At 67.2% G+C, this 22,246-nt stretch carries 21 protein-coding genes; 7 read left to right on the forward strand and 14 right to left on the reverse strand.

Going from position 1 to position 22,246, the window contains the following annotated elements:
* The 3 genes from Q8814_RS15150 to Q8814_RS15160 all read right to left on the reverse strand — a co-directional run.
* Positions 1 to 1,313: ABC transporter permease (locus Q8814_RS15150; RefSeq protein WP_330152842.1), on the reverse strand; the 1,313-nt coding region annotated here is incomplete at its 3' end.
* 13 nt (positions 1,314 to 1,326) lie between these two features.
* Complete coding sequence (locus tag Q8814_RS15155) at positions 1,327 to 2,088, reverse strand: ABC transporter ATP-binding protein (protein WP_330152843.1); 762 nt, start codon at positions 2,086 to 2,088, stop codon at positions 1,327 to 1,329.
* Positions 2,089 to 2,171: 83 nt separating this feature from the next.
* Complete coding sequence (locus Q8814_RS15160; RefSeq protein ID WP_330152844.1) at positions 2,172 to 2,933, reverse strand: SDR family NAD(P)-dependent oxidoreductase; 762 nt, start codon at positions 2,931 to 2,933, stop codon at positions 2,172 to 2,174.
* A gap of 106 nt (positions 2,934 to 3,039) precedes the next feature.
* On the opposite strand from Q8814_RS15160, the gene Q8814_RS15165 reads away from it, so the two are divergent.
* Complete coding sequence (locus Q8814_RS15165; RefSeq protein ID WP_330152845.1) at positions 3,040 to 3,810, forward strand: deoxyribonuclease IV; 771 nt, start codon at positions 3,040 to 3,042, stop codon at positions 3,808 to 3,810.
* 28 nt (positions 3,811 to 3,838) lie between these two features.
* Here the strand turns inward: Q8814_RS15165 and Q8814_RS15170 are convergent, their stop codons facing one another.
* The 3 genes from Q8814_RS15170 to Q8814_RS15180 are packed head-to-tail and all read right to left on the reverse strand — an operon-like array spanning position 3,839 to position 5,978.
* The gene (locus tag Q8814_RS15170) at positions 3,839 to 4,477 is read right to left on the reverse strand and encodes a TetR/AcrR family transcriptional regulator (protein WP_330152846.1); all 639 of its coding nucleotides are present in this window, start codon (positions 4,475 to 4,477) and stop codon (positions 3,839 to 3,841) included.
* Positions 4,474 to 5,229, reverse strand: coding sequence for an ABC transporter permease (locus tag Q8814_RS15175; RefSeq protein ID WP_330152847.1), 756 nt, complete (start codon positions 5,227 to 5,229; stop codon positions 4,474 to 4,476). The genes Q8814_RS15170 and Q8814_RS15175 overlap by 4 nt, the downstream gene beginning before the upstream one ends.
* Before the next feature lie 2 nt (positions 5,230 to 5,231).
* On the reverse strand, positions 5,232 to 5,978 hold the full coding sequence (locus tag Q8814_RS15180) for an ABC transporter ATP-binding protein (protein WP_330152848.1): 747 nt from the start codon (positions 5,976 to 5,978) through the stop codon (positions 5,232 to 5,234).
* A gap of 122 nt (positions 5,979 to 6,100) precedes the next feature.
* On the opposite strand from Q8814_RS15180, the gene Q8814_RS15185 reads away from it, so the two are divergent.
* The 3 genes from Q8814_RS15185 to Q8814_RS15195 all read left to right on the forward strand — a co-directional run bounded on the left by Q8814_RS15185 (position 6,101) and on the right by Q8814_RS15195 (position 9,242).
* Positions 6,101 to 6,688 (forward strand): AMIN-like domain-containing (lipo)protein, encoded by a 588-nt coding sequence (locus Q8814_RS15185; protein WP_330152849.1) that lies wholly within the window; start codon positions 6,101 to 6,103, stop codon positions 6,686 to 6,688.
* Between the two features lie 131 nt (positions 6,689 to 6,819).
* Positions 6,820 to 8,724, forward strand: a complete 1,905-nt coding sequence (locus Q8814_RS15190; protein WP_330152850.1) for an ABC transporter ATP-binding protein — start codon at positions 6,820 to 6,822, stop codon at positions 8,722 to 8,724.
* Positions 8,721 to 9,242: a mycothiol transferase gene (locus tag Q8814_RS15195; protein ID WP_330152851.1), complete on the forward strand. Its 522-nt coding sequence runs from the start codon at positions 8,721 to 8,723 to the stop codon at positions 9,240 to 9,242. Before Q8814_RS15190 ends, Q8814_RS15195 begins: the two co-directional genes overlap by 4 nt.
* 101 nt (positions 9,243 to 9,343) lie before the next feature.
* On the opposite strand, the gene Q8814_RS15200 is transcribed toward Q8814_RS15195, so the two are convergent.
* Positions 9,344 to 11,200, reverse strand: coding sequence for a DEAD/DEAH box helicase (locus Q8814_RS15200; RefSeq protein WP_330152852.1), 1,857 nt, complete (start codon positions 11,198 to 11,200; stop codon positions 9,344 to 9,346).
* A gap of 112 nt (positions 11,201 to 11,312) precedes the next feature.
* Here Q8814_RS15200 and Q8814_RS15205 point away from each other — a divergent pair, with 112 nt between their 5' ends.
* Positions 11,313 to 11,951 carry a phosphoribosyltransferase gene (locus tag Q8814_RS15205; protein WP_330152853.1) on the forward strand — a complete coding sequence of 213 codons (639 nt, stop codon included), beginning with the start codon at positions 11,313 to 11,315 and terminating at the stop codon, positions 11,949 to 11,951.
* A gap of 176 nt (positions 11,952 to 12,127) precedes the next feature.
* Positions 12,128 to 13,930 (forward strand): AMP-dependent synthetase/ligase, encoded by a 1,803-nt coding sequence (locus tag Q8814_RS15210; protein ID WP_330152854.1) that lies wholly within the window; start codon positions 12,128 to 12,130, stop codon positions 13,928 to 13,930.
* Between the two features lie 74 nt (positions 13,931 to 14,004).
* On the opposite strand, the gene Q8814_RS15215 is transcribed toward Q8814_RS15210, so the two are convergent.
* The 3 genes from Q8814_RS15215 to Q8814_RS15225 form a co-directional block, all read right to left on the reverse strand.
* Complete coding sequence (locus Q8814_RS15215) at positions 14,005 to 14,634, reverse strand: alpha/beta hydrolase (protein WP_330152855.1); 630 nt, start codon at positions 14,632 to 14,634, stop codon at positions 14,005 to 14,007.
* Positions 14,635 to 14,754: 120 nt separating this feature from the next.
* A complete protein-coding gene (locus Q8814_RS15220) occupies positions 14,755 to 15,936 on the reverse strand; it encodes an amino acid deaminase/aldolase (protein WP_330152856.1) in 1,182 nt (393 codons plus the stop codon).
* Positions 15,937 to 15,993: 57 nt separating this feature from the next.
* Complete coding sequence (locus Q8814_RS15225) at positions 15,994 to 16,638, reverse strand: TetR/AcrR family transcriptional regulator (protein ID WP_330152857.1); 645 nt, start codon at positions 16,636 to 16,638, stop codon at positions 15,994 to 15,996.
* A 75-nt stretch (positions 16,639 to 16,713) separates the two neighbouring features.
* Here Q8814_RS15225 and Q8814_RS15230 point away from each other — a divergent pair, with 75 nt between their 5' ends.
* On the forward strand, positions 16,714 to 18,027 hold the full coding sequence (locus tag Q8814_RS15230) for a D-arabinono-1,4-lactone oxidase (RefSeq protein WP_330152858.1): 1,314 nt from the start codon (positions 16,714 to 16,716) through the stop codon (positions 18,025 to 18,027).
* Here the strand turns inward: Q8814_RS15230 and Q8814_RS15235 are convergent.
* From Q8814_RS15235 to Q8814_RS15250, 4 genes are all read right to left on the reverse strand, one after another.
* Complete coding sequence (locus tag Q8814_RS15235; protein WP_330152861.1) at positions 18,024 to 18,962, reverse strand: adenosine deaminase; 939 nt, start codon at positions 18,960 to 18,962, stop codon at positions 18,024 to 18,026. The genes Q8814_RS15230 and Q8814_RS15235 overlap by 4 nt on opposite strands.
* 19 nt (positions 18,963 to 18,981) lie before the next feature.
* Positions 18,982 to 19,743, reverse strand: coding sequence for a crotonase/enoyl-CoA hydratase family protein (locus Q8814_RS15240; protein ID WP_330152859.1), 762 nt, complete (start codon positions 19,741 to 19,743; stop codon positions 18,982 to 18,984).
* Between the two features lie 93 nt (positions 19,744 to 19,836).
* Complete coding sequence (locus Q8814_RS15245) at positions 19,837 to 20,892, reverse strand: class I adenylate-forming enzyme family protein (protein ID WP_330152862.1); 1,056 nt, start codon at positions 20,890 to 20,892, stop codon at positions 19,837 to 19,839.
* A 44-nt stretch (positions 20,893 to 20,936) separates the two neighbouring features.
* On the reverse strand, positions 20,937 to 22,246 hold a 1,310-nt coding region (locus Q8814_RS15250; RefSeq protein ID WP_330152860.1), incomplete at its 5' end, for a DHA2 family efflux MFS transporter permease subunit.

Below are 22,246 nucleotides of genomic sequence, written 5' to 3' on the forward strand. Positions count from 1 at the left end.
ATACCGACGGTCGAGGCGGCACCGCCGCCGGTGTTCTGGGCACCGATGACGACGAGAATCGCACCGGCGACGGCGGCGACCACACCCACGATCGTGCGGAGCTTCAACGATTCGATGGTGGCGGTCGATTCCTCACGCATCGCCGCGACGGGCGGTACGTGCGTCGCGCGGCGGGCGGGGGCGTAGGCGCTCACCACGGTGACGACGATGCCGACGAGCAGCGCCACGATCACGGTGCGGGGTGACAGTTGCAGCGCCCCCGACGGCAGTCCGAGGTCCGCGGCGTTCAGGGCCGCGCGGAGGCCGTAGGCGAGTGCGACGCCGGCCGCGATACCGATGATGCTGCCGAGGGCGCCGACGACGAGTGCCTCGAGCGTGACGGATCGGCCGACCTGCGTGCGGCTCGCGCCGATGGCTCGCAGCAGCGCCAGCTCCCGCAGACGCTGCGCGACGATCATCGAGAACGTGTTGTAGATGATGAATGTGCCGACCAGTAGCGCGATCGCTCCGAAGGCCAGCAGGAAGTAGTTGAGGAAGTTCAGCGCCTCCCCGACCTGCGACTTGGTCTCCTCGGTGACTTCCGCACCTGTCTGCACCTTCAGAGATGGCAGCGCCGCCGCGACCTCGTCGCGCAGTTCGTCCGGCGTGCGGGATCCGTCGCCGACGACGTCGAGATACTGCACGTGGCGCCCGTCGCTGAACAACTGGGTGGCCTGGGCCTCGGTGAACAGCGCACCGATGTAACCGCCGGTATCGGTGTCGAGTTCGTACAAGCCGGAAATGGTCACAGGAACCATGCCCTGCGCCATCGTCAGCACCTGCGTCTCGTCGCCCACCTCCAGGTTGCCGCGCTCGGCGGCACTGGAGTTCAGCGCGATCTGCCCGGGTTCGGTGGGCGGGGTACCCGCGAGGAATTCGAACGGCTCACCGACGGACTGCTCCGGAGGGAACCAGGCGTAGCCCTCGGCCGGTGCGCCCCCGGTCTGGATTGCGGCGCCCTCCGAGTCGAGGACGATCAGACCCCCGCCGATTCTCGGGGACGTGCGCTCCACGCCGGGCAGTGCGGCAACCCGGTCGGCGTCCTCGATCGGGACACCACGCGAGCCGAGTTGTTCGGTGCTGACCCGCACATCGACACCCTGGGCGACGTCGCCGAAGATGTCGTCGAACGTGCGCTGCAGGGTATCGGTGAAGACGAACGATCCGGTGATGAAAGCGGTGCCGAGCACCACCGACAACACGGTCAGGGCCAGCCGCACCTTGTGGGCGGCGAGGTTGCGCAGGGCAACCTTGCGGATGGGGTTTCCACTCATGCTCGCCGTACTCCTACTTCGCCGCACGAACAGCGGTCGCGGTGTCGAACTGCTTCATCCGGTCGAGCACCGTCTCGGCGGTGGGGTCGCGCATCTCGTCGACGATCTTCCCGTCGGCAAGGAACACCACCCGATCCGCGTAGCCGGCGGCGCGGGGATCGTGGGTGACGATCACGACGGTCTGGTCGAATTCGTCGACGGAGGCACGCAGGATCGACATCACCTCACCGGAGGACCGGGAGTCGAGGTTGCCGGTGGGTTCGTCGCCGAAGATGATTTCGGGCCGGCCGGCGAGCGCGCGGGCGCACGCGACACGTTGCTGCTGACCACCCGACAACTCGCCGGGACGATGATCGAGGCGGTCGCCGAGGCCGAGCCTGCCGACGACGGTGTCGAGCCATTCCTGGTCCACCTTGCGGCCGGCGATGTCGAGCGGCAGCGTGATGTTCTCGAGCGCGGTGAGCGTCGGAACGAGGTTGAATGCCTGGAAGACGAAGCCGATGCGGTCGCGCCGCAACTGGGTCATCTCCTTGTCGGACAGGCTGGTCAGATCGGTGTCGCCGATGAGCACGGAGCCGGAGGTCGCGCTGTCGAGACCGGCGAGGCAGTGCATCAAGGTGGATTTGCCCGATCCGGATGGGCCCATGATGGCAGTGAATTCACCGGCGGCGAACGTTGCGGTCACGCCGTCGAGGGCGTGGACAGCGGTTTCACCGGTGCCGTAGATTTTCGTCAGATCTTGGGAGCGTGCGGCCGGAATCGAGTGCGATGGCATGCCACACATCTTCCCGCGTCCGGTGAGCGGGCACCATCGGGGAGTCCCCTGATCTATCTCACTGCCCTGCGATCAGGGTTTTCTCACCCCCAGCGCGCCTGGCCGCCGTCGAGCGGCACCGTCGCACCGGTGAGGTAACGGGCGTCGTCGCTGACGATCCAGGCCACGGCCCGGCCGATGTCCTGTTCGGGGTCGCCGATGCGGCGCAGTGGGATGGATCTGACGAATTCGGCGGCTTCGTCGGGGTGGGTCTCGGTCCACCACTGCAGCCCCGGGGAGAGTGCGTGTGGTGCGACAGCGTTGACCCGGATGCCGTCGATGCCCCACTCCGCGGCCGCGGTCCTCGACAGCGACCGCAGTGCCTCCTTCACCGATGCGTATCCGCCGTAGCCGGACATGTCCCAGCGCACCGCGGCGGACGACACCATGTTGACGATCGATCCGCCGCCGCGTGCCTTCATGCTCGGGTACACGGCCTGCATCGCGTGGAGCGCTGCGATCGGTCCGCTGCGATACGCCTTTTCCATGAGTTCCGGGGTGAGGTCGAGCAGCGGACCGAGCGGGTTGAGGCTCGCGTTGTTGACCAGGATGTCGACGCCGCCGAGCAGCTCGACGGTTCGCTCCACGGTCTCGGTGATCTGGGCGGTGTCGGAGATGTCGCACACGATCGCCTCGGCCGTGCCTCCGAAACCGCGGATCTGCTCCACGGTCCGGGCGAGCTTTGCTTCCGTTCGTCCGGTGACTGCGATGGCGGCCCCTGCGCGGGCGAGCGCGAACGCCACCCCCTGGCCGACGCCTTGACCCGCCCCGGTGATCAGTGCGACCTTGCCGTCCAGCTTGTCCATGTTCTTCCCCTGTGATCTGTTGCCGAGATGCCACCAATCAAGCAGACGCTACGTCGGACCCCTCCGATGCACTCCCGGTGATCGGGACGGTCGCTAGGCTGAGTTCATGCGGATAGGGGCACACGTCCGGCAGGACGATGATCCGATCGGTCAGGGCGAGCGACTGGGCGCCGATCTGGTGCAGCTGTTCCTTTCGGACCCGCAGAAGTGGGTGACACCGGGAGAGCATCCCCGCACCGAACAGATCCTCGCCTCCGAAATCGACGTGGTGGTGCACTCGCCCTACGTCATCAACGTGGCGAGCCTGAACAACCGGCTGCGGATGCCGTCGCGCAAGGCCGTCGCCGAGCACGCCCACGCTGCAGGCGAAATCGGTGCGTTCGGCCTCGTGGTGCACGGCGGGCACGTCCGTGACGGCGAGAACGTGGCGGTCGGAATCGAGAACTGGCGCAAGCTGTTCGAACGACAACAGGACAAGGGTGGGTTCGCGGTGCCGATTCTGGTCGAGAACACCGCGGGCGGCGACTTCGCGATGGCCCGGTATATCGACACGATCGGGCGGCTGTGGGACGCCATCGGCGATTACGGCCCGGGGTTCTGCCTCGACACCTGTCATGCGTGGGCCGCGGGCGAGGACCTCGTCGACGTGGTCGAGCGGGTACACGCGGTGACCGGTCGCATCGATCTCGTGCACCTGAACAATTCGCGCGACGAGTTCGATTCTGCCCGTGACCGGCACGCGAACCTCGCCGACGGTGCGATCGATCCGCAGCTACTCGTCGAGATCGCGAAAAAGGCCGACGCTCCGATCGTTCTCGAAACACCAGGCGAGGGAATCGCCGACGACATCGCCTACCTGCGAGAACACACCGGCTGATCGAGTCGAGCCGCACCCGACGCCGCAATCACGGCGCCTGGTGAGGGACGCTGTCGTCGACTTCGGGTAGCTCTCCGGTGAGGTAGTGCTGCAGGGTCGGCGCGATCATGTCGACGAATTGTTTCGACGGCAGCGAGGCCAACGGCTCGAGCGCGAGGATGTACCGCACGAGCATCACCCCGGCCATCTGGGTAGCGACGAGTTCGCCACGCAACCGTCCGGTGCCCGCGGGCCGATCGATCTTCTTCAGCAGTGGTTCCAGCGCGACGTCGAGCAGGAACGTGCGGATCAGTCCGGTGTCGTCACCCGAGATCTGTGCGCGGAACATCGCGACGACACGGTCGCGGTGCGGTGAGTCCCACACGCCGAGCAGCGCGGTCGCGAGAGCGTGGCCGAGCTCGTCGAGTGGAGCCGCGTACACCGGTGCGAGTACCTCGCGGGGATCGACGGGCAACGCGATCGATTCGGTGAACAGATCCAACTTGGTGCCGAAGTAGTGGTGTACGAGCGCGGGGTCGACGGCGGCGCGGCCGGCGATCCCTCGGATCGTGGTCTTGTCGAATCCGTTGGTCGCGAACATTTCCCGGGCCACCGAGAGGATCTCGTCTCGGGCACCGGAGTTCCCCGGCCGCCGGCCGGACCGGTGGGTGTCCGCACTGCGGGTCACGGCGTGCGGCGGCGCAGCGTCGCAGCACCGATCGTCAGGGCCGCTGCGACGAACGCAACGACGACAACCAGATCCCACACCATGATGGCGGTGGTACCAGGATGATTCGCGACCTGCTGCAGTGCCTCCACCGCGTAACTGAGGGGAAGCACGTTGCTGATCCAGCGCAACCAGTCGGGCAGATCCTCGCGTGCCACCAACAGTCCGCAGAGCAGAAACTGCGGGATGACAATGATCGGCATGAATTGCACTGCCTGAAACTCGGTGCGGGCGAACGCACTACACAACAGTCCCAGCGATACACCGAGCACCGCGACGAGCACAGCGATGATCAGCACCCACGCCACCGAGCCGGCACTCGTGACACCCAGCAGCCAGAACGCGACCGCGCACGCCAGCGCGGCCTGCACAACGGCCGACAGAGAGAAGGCGCTGCCGTATCCGGCGAGCAGGTCGAGCTTCGTCATCGGTGTGGCGAGGATCCGTTCGAGGGTGCCCGACGTGCGTTCGCGCTGCATCGCGATCGATGTCACCAGGAACATCACGACGAACGGCAGGATTCCGAGCATCGTGATTGCGATGCGCTCGAACAGCGACCGACCGTCCGGGCCGACGGGTGTGTTCTGGTACATGAAGTAGAGCAGGACCAGCAGCAGACTGGGCACCACCGCGATCATCACCACCGTGCGATGGTCGGCCCGCAGCTGACGCAGGATTCGGGTGGTGGTCGCGGCATAGACGACGGCACTCATGGTCAGGCTCCCGTCCGGGTTCGGATCAGTCGGAGAAATGCGTTCTCGAGGCTCGGCTCGCCGGTCTGCTCGCGCAATTCGTCCGGGGTGAGCTGCGCAATCAAGCTCCCCTCGCGTAGCAGCAGGAGTTCGTCGCAATGGTCGGCCTCGTCCATGACATGGCTGGACACGAGCAGGGTGGTGCCGCCCTCCGCCAGCGCGCGGAACCGATCCCACAGTTCGGCGCGCAGCAGAGGATCGAGACCGACGGTCGGCTCGTCGAGCACCAGCAGTTCGGGATCGCCCACGAGGGCGCACGCGAGAGAGGCACGACTCAGCTGCCCACCCGACAGGGAACCCGCCGGGGTGCGGGCGTGGCTCGCGAGACCGACGGCCGTCACGGTCTCGTCGACGGCGGACTTCGGCCGGTGATAGAGCGCCGCGAAGTAGGAGACATTGTCGGTCACGGTCAGGTCCGGGTAGATGCTCGGCGCCTGGGTGACGTATCCGACGCGTCGTCGCAGGCTCGCCGAACCGGCAGGAAGGCCCAGCACCGTGACGGTGCCGGATTCGACGATCTGGGTACCGACAATCGAGCGCATCAGGGTCGATTTCCCGCACCCCGACGGTCCGAGCAGGCCGGTGATGGAACCGCGGGGTACGCGCACGCTCACGTTTTCCAGCGCTCGGTGCACGCCGCGCCGGACATGCAGGTCGCGGACGTCCACGGCCGTGGCCGAGGTCGTAGGAGGTTGGTTCGTGTCATTCATGTCCACTCAATTCATCGAGTGTTGAAATCATCGCCCGTTGAATTCTGCGACTCGATGTCGAAATGGTCAAGACCCCGCGTCGCCTCCCGGATAGCGCATCGCGCACCCGTACCATGAGCCCCATGCTTCGCACCCGCATCGCCATCACCGTCACTGCCGCCGGGCTGATCCTCGCGGGCTGCTCGACCGAGGGGGATCCCACACCCCAGGCCGCCGTCGCGATCAGCACGCCGTCGGGCGACGCACGCTCCGACGCCGCTTCCGCCACATTTCCCACCGACACCGCGGACAAGGTCTCTCCCGCCGGCGACGACGCGAAACTGACCGTCACCGAGATCCGCACCGGACGGCACGACGGCTTCGACCGAGTCGTCTACGAACTGGGCGGCACCGGGACACCGGGATGGCGCGTCGGCTACGTCGACAACCCCACCCAGGACGGCAGCGGCAACCCCGTGACCGTCGCGGGAGGCGCGACCATCCAGGTGCTCATCGACGGCTCGGCCTACCCCTTCGACAGCGGTGTCGAACCGTACGACGGCCCGGACCCGGTGCTCGCCGATCCCGGAGGCTCGGTGGTCGAGGTCAGCGGGTCCGGAGTCTTCGAGGGCGTCACCCAGTCGTTCATCGGTGTCGCCGAACCGGGCACTGCGTTCTCCGTCTTCTCGCTCACCGGACCGACACGCCTGGTCGTGGACGTCGCCGACTGAAGCGACGTCGCACACCGGAGAAAGGGTCCCACGGCAAAACCGGTTGGCCGACCGTCCTCCACGAGTCCTACGCTTGACCTCGAGCGCGCTCGAGGTTCTACCTTCGGGGTGACACAAGGGAGGGCTCACCTATGAGCATGGAAGTCACCGCGTGGAACGCGATGTACAACGCGATGCACGCAGAGAGCGACCGGCGGCCGTTTTCTCGTGCCGCCGTTCGCCGTATCGCCGATTTCGCGCGTCCACATCGCCGCAACATCGCGTTCTACCTGACACTCAGCGTGCTCATCGCAGCGCTTGGCGTCGCCACGCCGGTGCTCGCCGGACGCGTTGTCGACGCGATCGTCGAGAACGCCGCGCTGTCGGTGGTGGTATGGCTGGCCGTCATCATCGCGGGGATCGCCCTACTCGAAGCGGGACTCGGTATCGCCAACCGATGGCTGTCCGCCAGTATCGGTGAAGACCTGATCCTGGACCTGCGCACGACCGTGTTCGATCATGTGCAGCGCATGCCGATCGCCTTCTTCACCCGCACCCGTACCGGGGCACTCGTCTCCCGCCTCAACAACGACGTCATCGGCGCGCAGCGCGCATTCAGCGACACCCTGTCCGGGGTGGCCGGCAACGTGGTCACACTCGTGATCACCCTCGTGGTGATGCTGGGCATCTCGTGGCAGATCACGTTGCTCGCACTGCTGCTGCTCCCCATCTTCGTTCTTCCCGCCCGCCACATGGGCGCCCGCCTCGCTCAGTTGAGCCGTGAAGCCGCGAACCACAATTCGCTCATGAACACGCAGATGACCGAGCGTTTCTCGGCACCCGGTGCGACGCTGGTCAAGTTGTTCGGCCGGCCCGCCCGCGAATCCGCCGAGTTCGCGACCCGCGCCCGCCGGGTCCGCAACATCGGGGTACGCACCGCAATGCTGCAGACCGTGTTCGTCACCGCGCTCACCCTCGTATCGGCGCTGGCGCTGGCGCTCGTCTACGGACTCGGCGGTTTCTACGCCCTGCGCGGGGAACTCGACCCCGGGTCGGTGGTGGCCATGGCGATGCTGCTCACCCGCCTGTATTCGCCGCTGACTGCGTTGGCCAGCGCCCGGATGGATGTCATGAGCGCCATGGTCAGCTTCGAGCGAGTCTTCGAAGTCCTCGATCTCACCCCGCTGATCCGCCAGTCGCCCGACGCCGAACCGGTATCAGATGGTCCGGTCTCGGTCGAACTGCGCGACGTCCACTTCGCGTACCCCTCGGCGGACAAGGTCTCGCTCGCGTCGCTCGAGGAGGTCGCGGTGCTCGACTCACGGGGCGGCGAAACCGTCCTGCACGACGTGTCGTTCCACGTCGAGCCCGGGCAGATGGTTGCGCTCGTCGGTTCGTCGGGGGCAGGCAAATCGACCATCGCGCAGCTCATTCCCCGGCTGTACGACGTGGATTCGGGTGCGGTGCTGCTCGGTGGTGTCGATGTGCGCGATCTGACGACCGACTCGATCCGGTCCACCGTCGGTCTGGTGACCCAGGACGGGCACCTGTTCCACGACAGCGTGCGCGGCAACCTGCTGCTCGCCCGGCCGGAGGCGACCGAGGAAGAGCTGTGGGACGCCCTGCGCCGCGCACGATTGGACGAGTTGATCGCTTCACTGCCGAACGGCCTGGACACTGTCGTCGGTGAGCGCGGGTACCGGCTGTCCGGCGGTGAGCGGCAGCGGCTGACCATTGCGCGACTGTTGCTTGCGCAGCCGCGCGTGGTGATTCTCGACGAGGCCACCGCGCACCTGGATTCGACGTCGGAGGCGGCCGTTCAGGAGGCTCTCACCGAGGCGCTGGCCGGACGCACGTCGGTGGTCATCGCGCACCGGCTGTCGACGATCCGCGCCGCCGATCAGATTCTCGTCGTGGAGGGCGGTCGAATCGTGGAGCGCGGCACCCACGTCGAACTGCTCGCGGCCGGAGGCCGATACGAGGAGCTGTATCGAACCCAATTCACCACCGATTCAGGTCGAAAGTCGTCCGCAATGGTTCCGATACTCGGATCATGACTTCGACCGCGAACGAAACCGAGCTGATCCTCCGCCTCCTGGACAACCAGTACGACGCATTGCGAAACGTCTTCTCCGGCTTGACCGAAGAGCAATCACGCAGCGTCCCGAGCGCATCGTCGATGAGCTTGGCGTCGCTGCTGAATCACTTGATCAGCGGGCACATCGCCGCCGACGGACGGATCACGGGCACGTCGGACGGCGATTCCGATCCCGTCGCGACATGGACGGCCGGCTGGTCGGTCGATGCCGACGAGACGATCGACGGCCGGCTCACGCGGCTCGACGCCACGGCGGCGCATTTCGCGGCGACGCTGCGCGCCGAGCCGGATCTGGGCCGAATCGTCGAGATTCCGGACGACGTAGTGCAGTGGATCGACCAGGGAGTGCCGTTCACCGTCCGGTTTCTGGCCCTCCATCAGATCGAGGAGTGGGCCCGGCATGCGGGGCACGCCGACGTCATCCGGGAATCGATCGACGGCGCGACCGCCGGCACGCTCGACGGTTCGGCATGGTGAAGCTGCCGTGGTGAATCCGGGGTGGTGAGTCCCCGGGTGGTGAGCAACTTCGAGAGTGCGCTCCACCACCCGGGGACCTCGACCACCGGAATTGTTACGCGTCAGTCGCGCCCGCGGAACCCTCCGCTGCCACCCTGCCCGCGGTCGCTGCGATGTCCACCGCGTTCGCCACGGTCCTTCTTCGGGCCGCCGAAGTCGCGACGGTCACCGCCGCCGCGACGGTCACCCCGATCACCCCGGTCGTCACGGCCACGGTAGGAGCCGGGACGTCCGCCCGGCGTTCCGGAGTCGGGCTGCAACTGGATCAGCACACCCGAGATCCGCGTCGCACGCAGCGCGTCGAGCGTCTGCGGCGACAGGTCCTTGGGCAGTTCGACCAGGCTGTGGTCGGCACGGATGCTGATGTGCCCGAAGTCGCCGCGACGCAGGCCACCCTCGTTGGCGATGGCACCGACGATCGCACCGGGCTGCACGCGGTGACGCTTGCCGACGGCGATGCGGTACATGGCCATTTCCTGGCCCTCGCGGCCGACGCGGGATGCCCCGTCGTCTTCGAAGCGGCGCGGCGGACGAGGCTCGCGCTCGCGGCGCTGGTGGACGACCGGCTCGGGTTCGGCTTCCATGAGGAACGACTCGCCGTCGCGGGACAGAACTGCCAGGGCGGCGGCGATGTCGGCCAGCGGCACGTCGTGCTCGCGCTCGTAATCCTCGACGAACGTGCGGAACATCTGCAGGTTGTCCGACGTGAGTGCCTCGGTGATCGAGTCGTTGAACTTTGCGACACGCTGCGCGTTGACGTCCTCGACGCTGGGCAGCTGAATCTCGGTGACCGGCTGGCGGGTCGCCCGCTCGATCGCCTTGAGCAGGTGCCGCTCGCGCGGTGCCACGAACAGCAGCGCGTCGCCGCTGCGTCCCGCGCGGCCGGTACGGCCGATGCGGTGCACATACGACTCGGTGTCGTGGGGAATGTCGTAGTTGACGACGTGGCTGATGCGTTCGACGTCGAGACCGCGGGCCGCAACGTCGGTGGCGACCAGGATGTCCAGGGCACCGCTCTTGAGCTGACCGATGGTCCGCTCACGCTGTGCCTGCACGATGTCGCCGTTGATGGCCGCTGCAGAGAAGCCTCGGGCACGGAGCCGCTCGGCAAGATCCTCGGTGGCCTGCTTGGTCCGAACGAAGATGATCATTGCCTCGAACGACTCGACCTCGAGAATCCGGGTCAGAGCGTCGAGCTTGCGCTGGTGCGACACGAGCACCCAGCGCTGGGTGGTGTTGGAGGAGGTCGTGGTCTTCGACTTGACCGTGATCTCCTGCGGGTTGTTCAGGTACTGCTTCGACAACCGGCGGATCGCGCCGGGCATCGTCGCCGAGAACAACGCGACCTGCTTGGTGTCGGGGGTATCGGCGAGGATGCGCTCGACGTCCTCCTGGAAACCCATTGTGAGCATCTCGTCGGCCTCGTCGAGGACGAGGAACTCGAGCTCGGAGATGTCGAGCGTGCCCTTGGAGAGGTGATCGATCACACGTCCGGGAGTACCGACGATGACCTGCGCACCGCGACGGAGTCCGGAGAGCTGCACTCCGTATGCCTGACCGCCGTAGATGGGCAGCACGTGCAGCCCGGGGATGTGCGCGGAGTACTTACCGAAAGCCTCTGCGACCTGCAGGGCGAGCTCGCGGGTGGGGGCCAGGATCAGCGCCTGGGGCCGCTTCTTGGTGGTGTCGATCCGGGACAGAATCGGCACCGCGAAAGCGGCGGTCTTGCCGGTGCCGGTCTGAGCGAGACCGACAACGTCCCGTCCCTCCAGCAGTGGTGGAATGGTCGCGGCCTGGATCGGCGACGGGGACTCGTAGCCCACATCCGAAAGAGCCTGGAGCACACGGTCATCGATGTCGAGATCGGCAAACGTGAGAGTCGCGGTCTCCTGGACGGGGGCGTCTTGATTTTCACTCATTTGACCAGCAGTTTATCGGATGGGAGACCGTCCTCGCTCCACACCTGCGCGTGAGTGTGCCAGAACACGCTGTTGCAGGCACGTTCGGACCCCTCTGGCTCATACTGGAGAGGTGCGGTACTCGTCCCGTGAAGACGCCGGGCGCAGACTGGCCCGCTCGACGGCCCACCTGCGCGACACCGATCCGGTGATCCTCGCTCTGCCGCGCGGGGGCCTCCCCGTCGCGCGGGAACTCGCACGCGCGCTCGACGCGCCACTCGACGTCCTCGTGGTCCGCAAACTGGGAGTGCCCTGGCATCCCGAACTCGCGATGGGGGCGATCGCGGAAGGCGGCTTCCGTGTCCTCAACAACGACGTCATCCGAATGGGCAGGATTGCCGCCGACTCCATCCACCGGATCGAAGCGAAGGAACGCACCGAACTCGAGAGGCGGGCAGCGCTGCTGCGCCGCGGTCGCGAACGCATCGACCTGACCGGACGCACCGCGGTGATCGTCGACGACGGGATGGCGACCGGCGCGACCGCGGCGGTGGCGTGCCTCGCCGCACGCGCCGAGGGTGCCGCCAGGGTCGTGCTGGCCGTGCCGGTCGCTTCCCCCGATGCGATTCGCCGGGTCGGCGGTGCGGCGGACGAGGTCGTGTGCCCGTGGTCGCCGGCCGATTCGGACAGCGTGGGCGCGGCATACGCGGACTTCCACCAGCTTTCCGACGATGAGGCTGCCGACCTCATGCGGAACGGCTCGCTGTCGTGACCCCTGGTCAGATACCGGCCGTCACGGTAACCTTCCTTACTCACGGGTAGCGTTGGTAATGCGAATCACGCACACTGACCCCGGGAACTTCGCAAAACGGGCGGCCCGGTGCTTACAGACGCGCACCGGCTGTGATGCAATGCACACCGTCCGACAAAAAAGATGGAGGGGTCACAGTGAGTGAGATTGCCGTACCACAGTCGTTCTCGATCGGGGAGGACGTCTCGATGGCCGATTCGGTGTTCCGGCACGAGAAGGAATCACCGGATTTCGTGCCGTTCGAGCGACTGGTCGACGGACGGTGGGTTCCGGTCACCGCTCGCGAGTTCGCAGCCGAGGTGCGCGCCGTAGCGAAGGGCCTGATCGCCTCGGGCATCGAACTGGGCGACCGCGTCGCGATCCTTTCGAGCACGCGCTACGAGTGGGTCCTCCTCGACTATGCGATCTGGACCGCCGGTGGCGCCACCGTCGCGATCTACGAGACGTCGTCGGCCGACCAGGCCAAGTGGATCCTCGAGGACTCCGGCACCTCGATGATCATCGTCGAGAACTCCGACCACGTCGAGAGCATGCGTGACGTCGTCGAGGCCGCGCCCACGGTGCGGGAGATGCTCACGATCGAGCCGGCCGCCGGAGTCAAGAACGCAGTCGAGGAGCTCGTCGCGCGCGGTGCCGCCCTCACCGACGAGCAGGTCGACGAACGTCGTAAGCAGGTCACCGCCGAGTCCGCAGCAACCCTCATCTACACCTCCGGCACCACCGGGCGTCCCAAGGGCGTGCAGCTCAAGCACCGGCACTTCGCGTCGGAGTCCGCGGGCGCGGGGCTGGCACTGCCCGACTCGATGGAAGAGGGCCAGCGCACCCTCCTGTTCATTCCGATGGCCCACGTGTTCGCTCGCCTGATCTCGTTCGCGGCGTTCGACAACAAGGTGACCGTGGGGCACACCTCCGACCTGACGACCCTGCTCGATCAGTTCGCCGCGTTCAAGCCGAACTTCATCCTCTCGGTGCCGCGCGTCTTCGAGAAGGTGTACAACTCGGCGAAGCAGAAGGCGTACGACGGCGGCAAGGGCAAGATCTTCGACAAGGCGGCCGACACCGCCATCGAGTACAGCAAGGCACTCGAGAGCGGCGGTCCGGGTCTCGTCCTGAAGATCAAGCACGCCGTGTTCGACAAGCTGGTCTACGGCAAGCTCAAGGCCGCTCTCGGCGGCAATGTGAACAAGGCCGTGTCCGGCGGCGCCGCACTCGGTGCGCGCCTCGGCCACTTCTTCCGAGGTATCGGCGTCACCATCTACGAGGGCTACGGCCTCACGGAGACCACCGGTGGCATCGTCATGAACACCCCCGCATCCCAGAAGATCGGCACGGTCGGCAAGCCGTTCAACGGGTGCGCCGCGAAGGTCGCCGCGGACGGTGAGCTGCTGCTCAAGGGGCCGATGGTGTTCGACGGGTACTGGCAGAACGACGAAGCCACCGCGGACGCGATCCGCGACGGCTGGTTCCATACCGGCGACATCGCCACCATCGACGAAGACGGCTTCCTCTCGATCACCGGCCGCAAGAAAGAGCTCATCGTCACCGCGGGCGGAAAGAACGTCGCCCCGGCGATCCTCGAGGATTCCCTGCGCTCCCACCCGCTGATCAGCCAGGTCATCGTCGTCGGTGATTCCAAGCCGTTCATCGGCGCGCTGATCACCTTGGATCCGGAAGCACTGCCCGGCTGGCTCGAGCGTCACAACCTGCCGGTCGGCACGACCGTCGCGGAACTGACCAAGAACCCCGACCTCATCGCCGAGATCGATACCGCGGTCGCCGAGACCAACAAGAAGGTGTCGAAGGCCGAGGCGATCAAGAAGTACCGGATCCTCGACACCGACTTCAGCATCGAGTCCGGCGAGCTCACCCCGACGTTGAAGCTCAAGCGGAACATCATCCACGAGAAGCACGGTGCGGAGATCGCCGCGATCTACAACTGATCGACAGTCTCTGCCCCATACGGCCGAGCGAATGCACCCTCCGATCGACCAGATCGATCGGGGGGTGCATTCGTTCATTCGTGTCGGGACCCGGCTACCCGGTGGACGAAATCCGCGACGTCGTGAGTGACTGCGCGGTGCCCCGGTTCGTGGAGCAGATCGTGCCCCGCATCGGGGTATTCGAGTATCCGCAGCCCCCGCACGGTGGCCGCCCAGGCCCGGACGGGATCGATCGGGGCGAGCCGGTCGTCGGCACCGTGCACCACGAGGACGGGCAGCCCGGAACGATCGAGCACGTCGGCGGTCGCCGGGATCGTTGCCGTGCGGGGAGTGCCGCACAGCACGGCACCGGTGAACCGGTCGGCGGCGCTGCGCAGCAACGTCAGTGCAGAGGCCGCGCCGAGCGAGTGGCCCATCAGCACCAGCGGCAGCCCTTCCTCTTCGGCGAGCTCGACGAGAGTCGAGAGGTCCCGGGCATGGTCGGCCACATCGCCGGCCCGGCCCGGGATGCCCTCCGACAGGCCGTGCCCGGCGAGGTCGAGACCCCACATCGCGATCCCGTCGGATGCCAGCCCCGCAGCGAACCGGTGATAGTGCCCGGTGTGCTGTCCCATGCCGTGCGCGAAGACCACGGCGGCGTGCGCACCGCGGAGATTCCAGTGTCGGTAGTGCACCTGGCCGGTGGCACCGGGAAAGAACGGCATCGGACCATTGTGCTGTATGCACTGGAAAGCAATGTCTGCCGGGAAGCGGATATTTCCAGAAGCACTGCCCTACCGGAAGCACTGCCCTACCGGAAGCACTGTCCTACCGGAAGCACTGCCCTACTGGAAGCACTGCCCTTCTCCGCGGTAGGTGGGTACGGCGGTGCGGGTGCCGTCCTCGTCGACGAGATACAGGCGGGTGAAGCGCTCGCACAGTTCCCCGGCCTTCGCGTGCCGGAACCACACGCGCCCCCCGAGAGGGATGTCGCCGGCAGCACGACCGGTGACGGGAGTCTGCACCTCACCGGCCCCCTCGTTGCGCAGCAGCCGTAGCCCTGCGGGACGTACCGGCCGCGGGACCCGCGACGACCCCGCCGGCCCCGAGGCGATGTACCCGCCGCCGAACACGGTGGTGATGGAGGGGCTGGGTTTGCGTACCGCCGGAAGCACGAAGAACAACGCCGGGTGCGGAGTGAAGGCACGGTAGTTGTCGAACAGGGTCGGCACGTACAGGCCGGACCCGGCGGTCACCTCGGTGACGACGGGATCGGCGGAACTGACCTCGAGCGAGCCGGTGCCACCGCTGTTGACGATTTCCAGATCGCCGACGACCGCGCGCACCGCCTCGACTACCGCTCCGCGGCGGGTGACGAGTTCGGCGGCCGAGGCCCGCTTGACCCAGCGCACCGGCAGCGACGAGTCGGGCAGCCCCGCGATCTGCGCTTCGTAGACCATGACGCCGACGACGGCGAACCCCGCCGCGCCGGCGGAGCGGGCGAGTTCGGCGACACCGTCGGGAGTGCGCAGGGGCGAGCGCCGGACACCGAGATGTATCGGGCCGAGGCGCAGCGAGGCGTCGACGTCGAGGCAGATCCGTGGTCGCACCGTCGCCGTGCCGACGGCATCCCGGATCAGTTCGAGATGGGCGCTCGAATCCACCATCAGCGTGACGGCGCTCAGCGCCTCGGGTCGATCGGCGAGCGCGGCCAGCGCACCCCGGTCGGTCGTCGGATATCCGATGAGCACATCCCGGGCACCCCGCTCGACGAGCCACAGCGCCTCGCGTAGCGAATAGGCCATGATGCCCCGGAATCCGGAGTGTGCGGTCAGGTCGGCGCCGAGTACCTCTTCGAGCACCGCGCGGCATCGCACCGATTTGCTGGCAACCCGCACGGGCGTACCCGCGGCGCGTCGGCGCAGATCGTCGGCGTTGCGACGCAGCGTCGGCAGATCTGCTGCGGCGAACGGCGGATCCAGATCGGCAGTGGCGGCGTCGAGTCGATCGAGGACGGCAGCGGTCACGGAGCATCCAATCGTCGAGACGGACGGGTCTGGGTATTCGGTGTCGGAGCCCCGATGTCAGGAGCGTTCGGCGGCCCGCGCCGAAATTATCCCCGCGATATCGTCGAGTTCGCCGACGATGGCTTCGCTGTCGCGGTCGACGAGCCAGCGCAGCACCAGCCCGTCGAGCAGCGCAAGGGATATCCGGGCGAGACATTCGACGGGTTCGGTCCAGATCGTGCCGCTGCGTTCGGCGCATCTTTCCAAGAAGCTGCGAGCCTGCTCGTCCATCATGCGGTATTGCCGGAGCGCGATATCGTCGCCGAGCGTCGTTCCCGCGGCCCGGTGCCGCAGCGAGTAGGCGGTGATTTCGTAGGTGAGAACCTGCCGGCCGGCGGTCGATTCGATGGCCGGCCACATCGCGCTCAGGCCGGCATGCAGAAGCTGACGCAGGCCCCGCACACCTTGCGGGTCGGGCCCGTCGTGGGGAACGTCGAAGGCGGCATGCATGGCCTCGCTGAGCTGGTTGATCACCGTCTCGGCCATCGCGACGACGAGCGCTTCCTTGCTGTCGAAACAGTAGTGCACGACGCCGAGGGAGACGCCGGCATTCTCCGCGACCGCACGGACGGTGACCGAGCCGACGCCGCCGCGTTCGGCGAGCTCGAGGGCGGATTCGACGAGTTGCGCTCTGCGCTCGTCGGCAGGTAACCGGTTCAGCATTCCCCGATCGTAGGGCAGAGCCCGGTCCGAGAGTCGCTATTGACCTGGACGGTTGTCCAGTAAATGATGGGTGGCATGGCAACCTGGCACAACTGGGCGCGCACCGAAGCGGCGACACCGTACCGCTTCGAAACTCCCGGCACCGTGGACGAGCTGGTTTCCGTCGTCGGCCGCAGCGCCGATGACGGCTCGCGCCTCAAGGCGGTCGGTGCCGGACACTCCTTCACCGGTGTCGCAGTCACAGATGGCACCCTGGTTTCCCTCGACCGGATCAGCGGTATCGAATCCGTCGAAGCGACCGCGACCGGCGCCGACGTCACCGTGCGTGCCGGCACCCGCTTACGCGAGCTGAACGCACTGCTGTGGGAACGGGGGCTGGCGCTCGCCAACCTCGGCGACATCGACGCGCAGTCCATCGCGGGCGCGATCTCCACCGGAACCCACGGCACCGGAGCACAATTCGGCGGGCTGGCCGCACAGGTCCGAGGAGCGACACTCGTCCTCGCGGACGGATCGGTCGTGCAGTGCTCCCCCACCCGGGACCCCGCGCTGTTCGAGGCCGCCCGGCTGGGACTCGGGGCGGTGGGCATCCTCGTGACCGTCACTCTCGCCTGTGTACCCGCGTTCCGCCTGCATGCCGAGGAAGCACCGGCATCCCTGCGGGACACCCTCGACCGACTCGACGACGAACGGCTCGGCATCGACCATTTCGAGTTCTACTGGTTTCCCCACACCGAACGGGTGCTCACCAAGCGCAACACCCGGTTGCCCGGAGCGGCGCCCACCGAACCGGTCGGGCGGATAAGAGGTTTCGTCGACGACGAGGTGCTCTCCAACGGCGTGTTCGGGGCTTTCCAGCAACTCGGGACACGTGTTCCCGCCCTGATTCCCGGTCTCAATTCGGTCTCCGCGCGGGCGCTCGCACCGCGCAGGTTCACCGATCGCAGCTACCGGGTGTTCGCGTCGGCCCGTCGCGTGCGGTTCAGGGAGATGGAGTACGCGGTGCCGACCGAAGCGTTGCCGACGGTCCTGGCCGAAATCGATACCTGGATCCGCCGCAGCGACACCCGGATCGGGTTTCCGGTCGAAGTGCGGTTCGCGTCCGCCGACGACGTGTGGCTGTCCACCGCTTACGGCCGCGACACCGCCTATGTGGCTGTGCACCAATATCATCGGCGCGAGCATGATGCTTATTTCGCCGCGACCGAGGCCATCGCGTGCGCGGTGGGCGGCCGCCCGCACTGGGGCAAACTGCACGACCGCACCGCCGACGATCTGAGGCCGGCCTACCCCCGTTTCGACGACTTCCTCGCCGTGCGCGACCGGGTGGATCCGCAACGCGTCTTCGGCAATGCGTATCTACAGCGGGTGCTCGGCGAGGACTCCTAGTCGAACGCCGCGCGAATCGAGTTGCGCGCCAGCGTTGTCCGTTCCTCGTCGGTCAATCCGAGATGGGTCTGCAACGCAGCGAACGCATCGTCGACGTAACCACCGAAGTACGCCGGGTCGTCGGAGTTGACGCTCACAGACAGACCGGCGTCGAGCATGCGGCGCAACGGATGATCGGCGAGCGAATCCACAACCCGTAACCGCACATTCGACAGCGGACACACCGTCAGCGGGATCTGCTCGTCGACCAGACGCGCGACGAGTTCCGGGTCTTCGAGCGATCGGATGCCGTGATCGATACGTTCGGCACCCAGGAGATCGAGGGCCTGCACCACGTATTCCGGCGGCCCCTCCTCCCCCGCGTGCGCCGTGATGTGCAGTCCCTCCGCGCGAGCGCGGGCGAACACGTCCTCGAACAGCGAGGGCGGATAACCCATTTCGGCCGAGTCGAGGCCGAGCCCGATGACGGGCGCCTGCAATCGCATCAGCTCGCCGAAAACCTCGTGTGCTTCGGTCACGGGGCGGTCGCGCACTATCGAGGCGATCATGGCGGCGTCGACACCGTATTCGGCGCGCGCGCCGGCCACGGCGTCGGCGAGTCCGTCGACGACCTCGCTCAGCGGTACCCCTCGGGAGGTGTGGGCCTGCGGATCGAAGAAGAACTCGGCCCGCGTGATCCCGGCCCGCGCCGCCCGGGTGAGGTAGGCGCGGGCCAGATCCGCGAAGTCCTCCGCGGTTTGCAGCACCTGCATGTTCGCGTAGTACAGGTCGAGGAAGGACTGGAGGTCGGTGAACTCGTACCGGCTCCGCAGATCCGCCAGATCCGAGTACGGTAGCGCCACGCGGTTGCGCTCGGCCAGCGAAAAGATCAACTCCGGTTCGAGCGTGCCCTCGATATGCACGTGCAGCTCGGCGAGCGGTTCGCTTTCGTCCACCACCAGGTCCCCTTCCGGCCTACTTGCCCTTCCACACCGGGGGGCGCTTCTCGGCGAACGCCGTCGCGCCCTCGCGGGCGTCCTCCGACACGAACACCGGTCCGGCGAACTCGTTCTGCTTGGCGAACGCCTCGTCCGACGACCAGTCGGCCGATTTGGAGATGATTTCCTTGGTCACCGCCACCGCGAGCGGACCGTTCGCGGTGATCCGCTCCGCGAGTTCCAAAGCTCCGTCGAGTGCGCCACCCGGTTCGGTGACGATGTTGACGAAGCCGTACCGGTGGCCCTCTTCGGCCGTGAACGCGTCGCCGGTCAAGGCCAGTTCGAGTGCCTTCTGGTACGGGATGCGCGTCGGCAGCCGCAGCAGACCGCCGCCGGCGGCGACCAGACCCCGCTTGACCTCCGGGATCCCGAACTTCGCGTCTTTCGCCGCGACGACGAGGTCCGTGGCGAGCACCAATTCGGTGCCGCCCGCAAGCGCGAATCCCTCGACGGCCGAGATGATCGGCTTGCGCGGCGGCGCCTCCGTGAAGCCCAGCCCCTTACCCTTGATCGCGACGTTCTCCCCCGCCACGAAGGCCTTGAGATCCATTCCCGCGCAGAAGGTTCCCCCGGCACCGGTGAGGACACCCACCGACAGATCGTCATCCGCGTCGAGTTGGTCGACTGCGTCCGCGAGCGCCTGGCTGGCAGCCGCGTTGATCGCATTGCGGGCCTGCGGCCGGTTGATGGTGATGATCAGGACTCGACCGCGACGCTCGAGCAGGACCTCGTCGGACATGCAATCCTCCACTACGTGTACGAAAGTTCGGGTACACGTTGTATACCCGATGGGCAGGGGCACGGATACCCGGCCGGGGCGGAGCACCCGAGTTCAGGACACCCGCACGGCCAGGGGGTTGACGAACCCGTCGTCGTCGATGAACACCTGGTCGCCCGTGCGGAACCAGCCGTCGCCGAACACCTCGGCGGTCGCCTCCGGGTCGTTCCAGTAGCGCTGCGCCACACTCGGCCCCCTGCACAGCATTTCTCCGACACCCTCTTCTGCGTGCGGTCCGAGCAACGCGACCTCGATGCCACCGAACGGGATCCCGACGCTGCGCGGATGGCGACGCCGGAATTCGGACGGCAGCAGCAGACCGATACCGCCGGTTTCGGCGACACCCCACCCGCGCACGCACCGCGCCGTCGGGAAGGAGGCCCGCAGGTGCCGCCACGGAACGCGGGTGCCGCGCACTCCGGCCGCCACGACGGTGCCGCCGAACGAAAGTGTGGGCAGCAACTGCACACTGCAGCCGACGGCGGTGGACAGCGGCGCGGTGATGACCGTCCGCGCTCCCTCGGCGGTCAGGTCCATCGCGTAGGCCACCGCCTCGATCGTCGACAGGACGTTGGTGTTGGTCAACTCGACACCGCGCAGCCCCGCGCCGCACGTGCGCACGTAGTAGAGCAGCGCCAGTTCGTCGGGTGAGGCACCGCCGTCGAGGAACGGCACTCCGTCCGGCAGGTCGGTCTCGAGTGTCAGTACCGCGCCGCTGTCGGCCGCGACGTGGGCCAGTTCGGTGTCGCTGCACGACGGGTCGGGCAGCACCGGCACCGCTCCGGCCAGGACGACACCGAGAAATGCCCGCAGCCACGGGAACCCGTTCCGGTAGTGCACCACCACCCGGTCCGCGGGACCGACGCCCTGGTCGAGCAGGCCACCTGCGACCCGCGCGGATCCTTCCCACAGTTCCTTGTAGGTGATGGCGCGCCCCGAACGGTCGACGGCGGCGGTGCGGTGCGCGAACCGCAGCGCACTGCGGTCGAGCAGTTCGGCAAGGCACGGCTCGAGATCTTCGTACTGCAGGATTCCCCCGGTCCGGCGCCGGACCCTCTCGTCCTGCAACCAGCCGACTCCGGCGGGCACCTCCACCACCGCCAGTGACATGGCCACCTCCGAGCCTCGTGCGTGCTTGCACTATATGGCGCGTGTCACATTTCGGGGGCGTGAACCGATTCGTTGCGCTTGTGCACCTGGGTGCGGGGCCGTGCAAAACACGCGGATACGACGAAACCGACCAGCAGAACCCCGGCCGGGAGCCACAACGACCGGGCCATCGCGGCGGCGAACGGTTCGCGGAGGCCCTCGGGTAGCACCGCCGCTCCCATCTCGGCGGGTCCGATCTCCACACCGTGCGCGGACAACAGCGTCGCCATCAAAGCACCGATCGCGGCGCTGCCCAGCACGGCACCGACCTGACGAGTGGTGTTGTAGACACCGGACCCCGCGCCGGCCCGATGCGATTCCAGGTGATTCGTCGCCGTGGCCGACAAGGGTGACCAGATAGCGGCCGACGCGATGCCCATCAGCCCGCTCGGCAACAGCAGTTGCCAGGTCGGGACGTCCGGCGTCATCACCAGTGACAGCCACACGAACGCGACCGTCATCAGCGCGAAACCGCACCCCGCGATGTACCGCGGGTGGACCCGGTCGACGAGCCGCCCGACGACAGGCGCGAGCACTCCGGACAGCACCGCCATGGGCACCATCAGCAGCGCCGAGCCGGTGGGCCCGAGGCCCCGCACGTTCTGCGCGTAGAACATCAGCGGCAGCATCACCGCGGTGATCGAGAACCCGATCGACGCGATGCCGATGTTGGCCAGCGAGAAGTTGCGATCACGGAACAGGTCCGGCGGCACGAGCGGCTCGCCACGCGTCCGCGCTTGGTGCCGCACGAACGCCGACAACAGCACCACCCCGGCGCCGATGAGCACCCACACGCGCGCGGACCAGGCATAGGAGTTGCCTTCCTGGATGCCGAACACGAGACAGAACATGCCGGCACCGCTGAGGAGAACTCCCGGTAGATCGAAGCTGCGCACGTGAGTGGGCAGCGTGGGCACGAACCGCACGGCGAGCACGAACCCGATCAGCCCCACCGGCACGTTGACGTAGAAGATCCACTCCCATCCGAGGCCGTCGACGAGAAATCCTCCGGTGAGGGGTCCTGCCAGGATCGCCATCCCGGCCACTGCACCCCACAGTCCCATTGCGGTACCGCGCCGCTCGGGCGGAAAGATCTGCGTGACGACGGTCATCGTCTGCGGTGACATCAGCGCGGCGCCGAGGCCCTGAAGAATTCGCGCGACGATGAGCATTTCGATGGACGACGACATCCCGCACCACAACGATGCCGCGGTAAAGACAGTCAAACCTGCCAGATAGACCCGTTTCGTACCGAAACGGTCGCCCATCCGGCCGGTGGTCAGCAACGGCACCGCATAGGCGAGCAGGTACGCGC

The sequence above is a fragment of the Rhodococcus chondri genome (genome assembly GCF_036327435.1).
GTDB classification, from domain to species: Bacteria; Actinomycetota; Actinomycetes; order Mycobacteriales; family Mycobacteriaceae; genus Rhodococcus; species Rhodococcus chondri.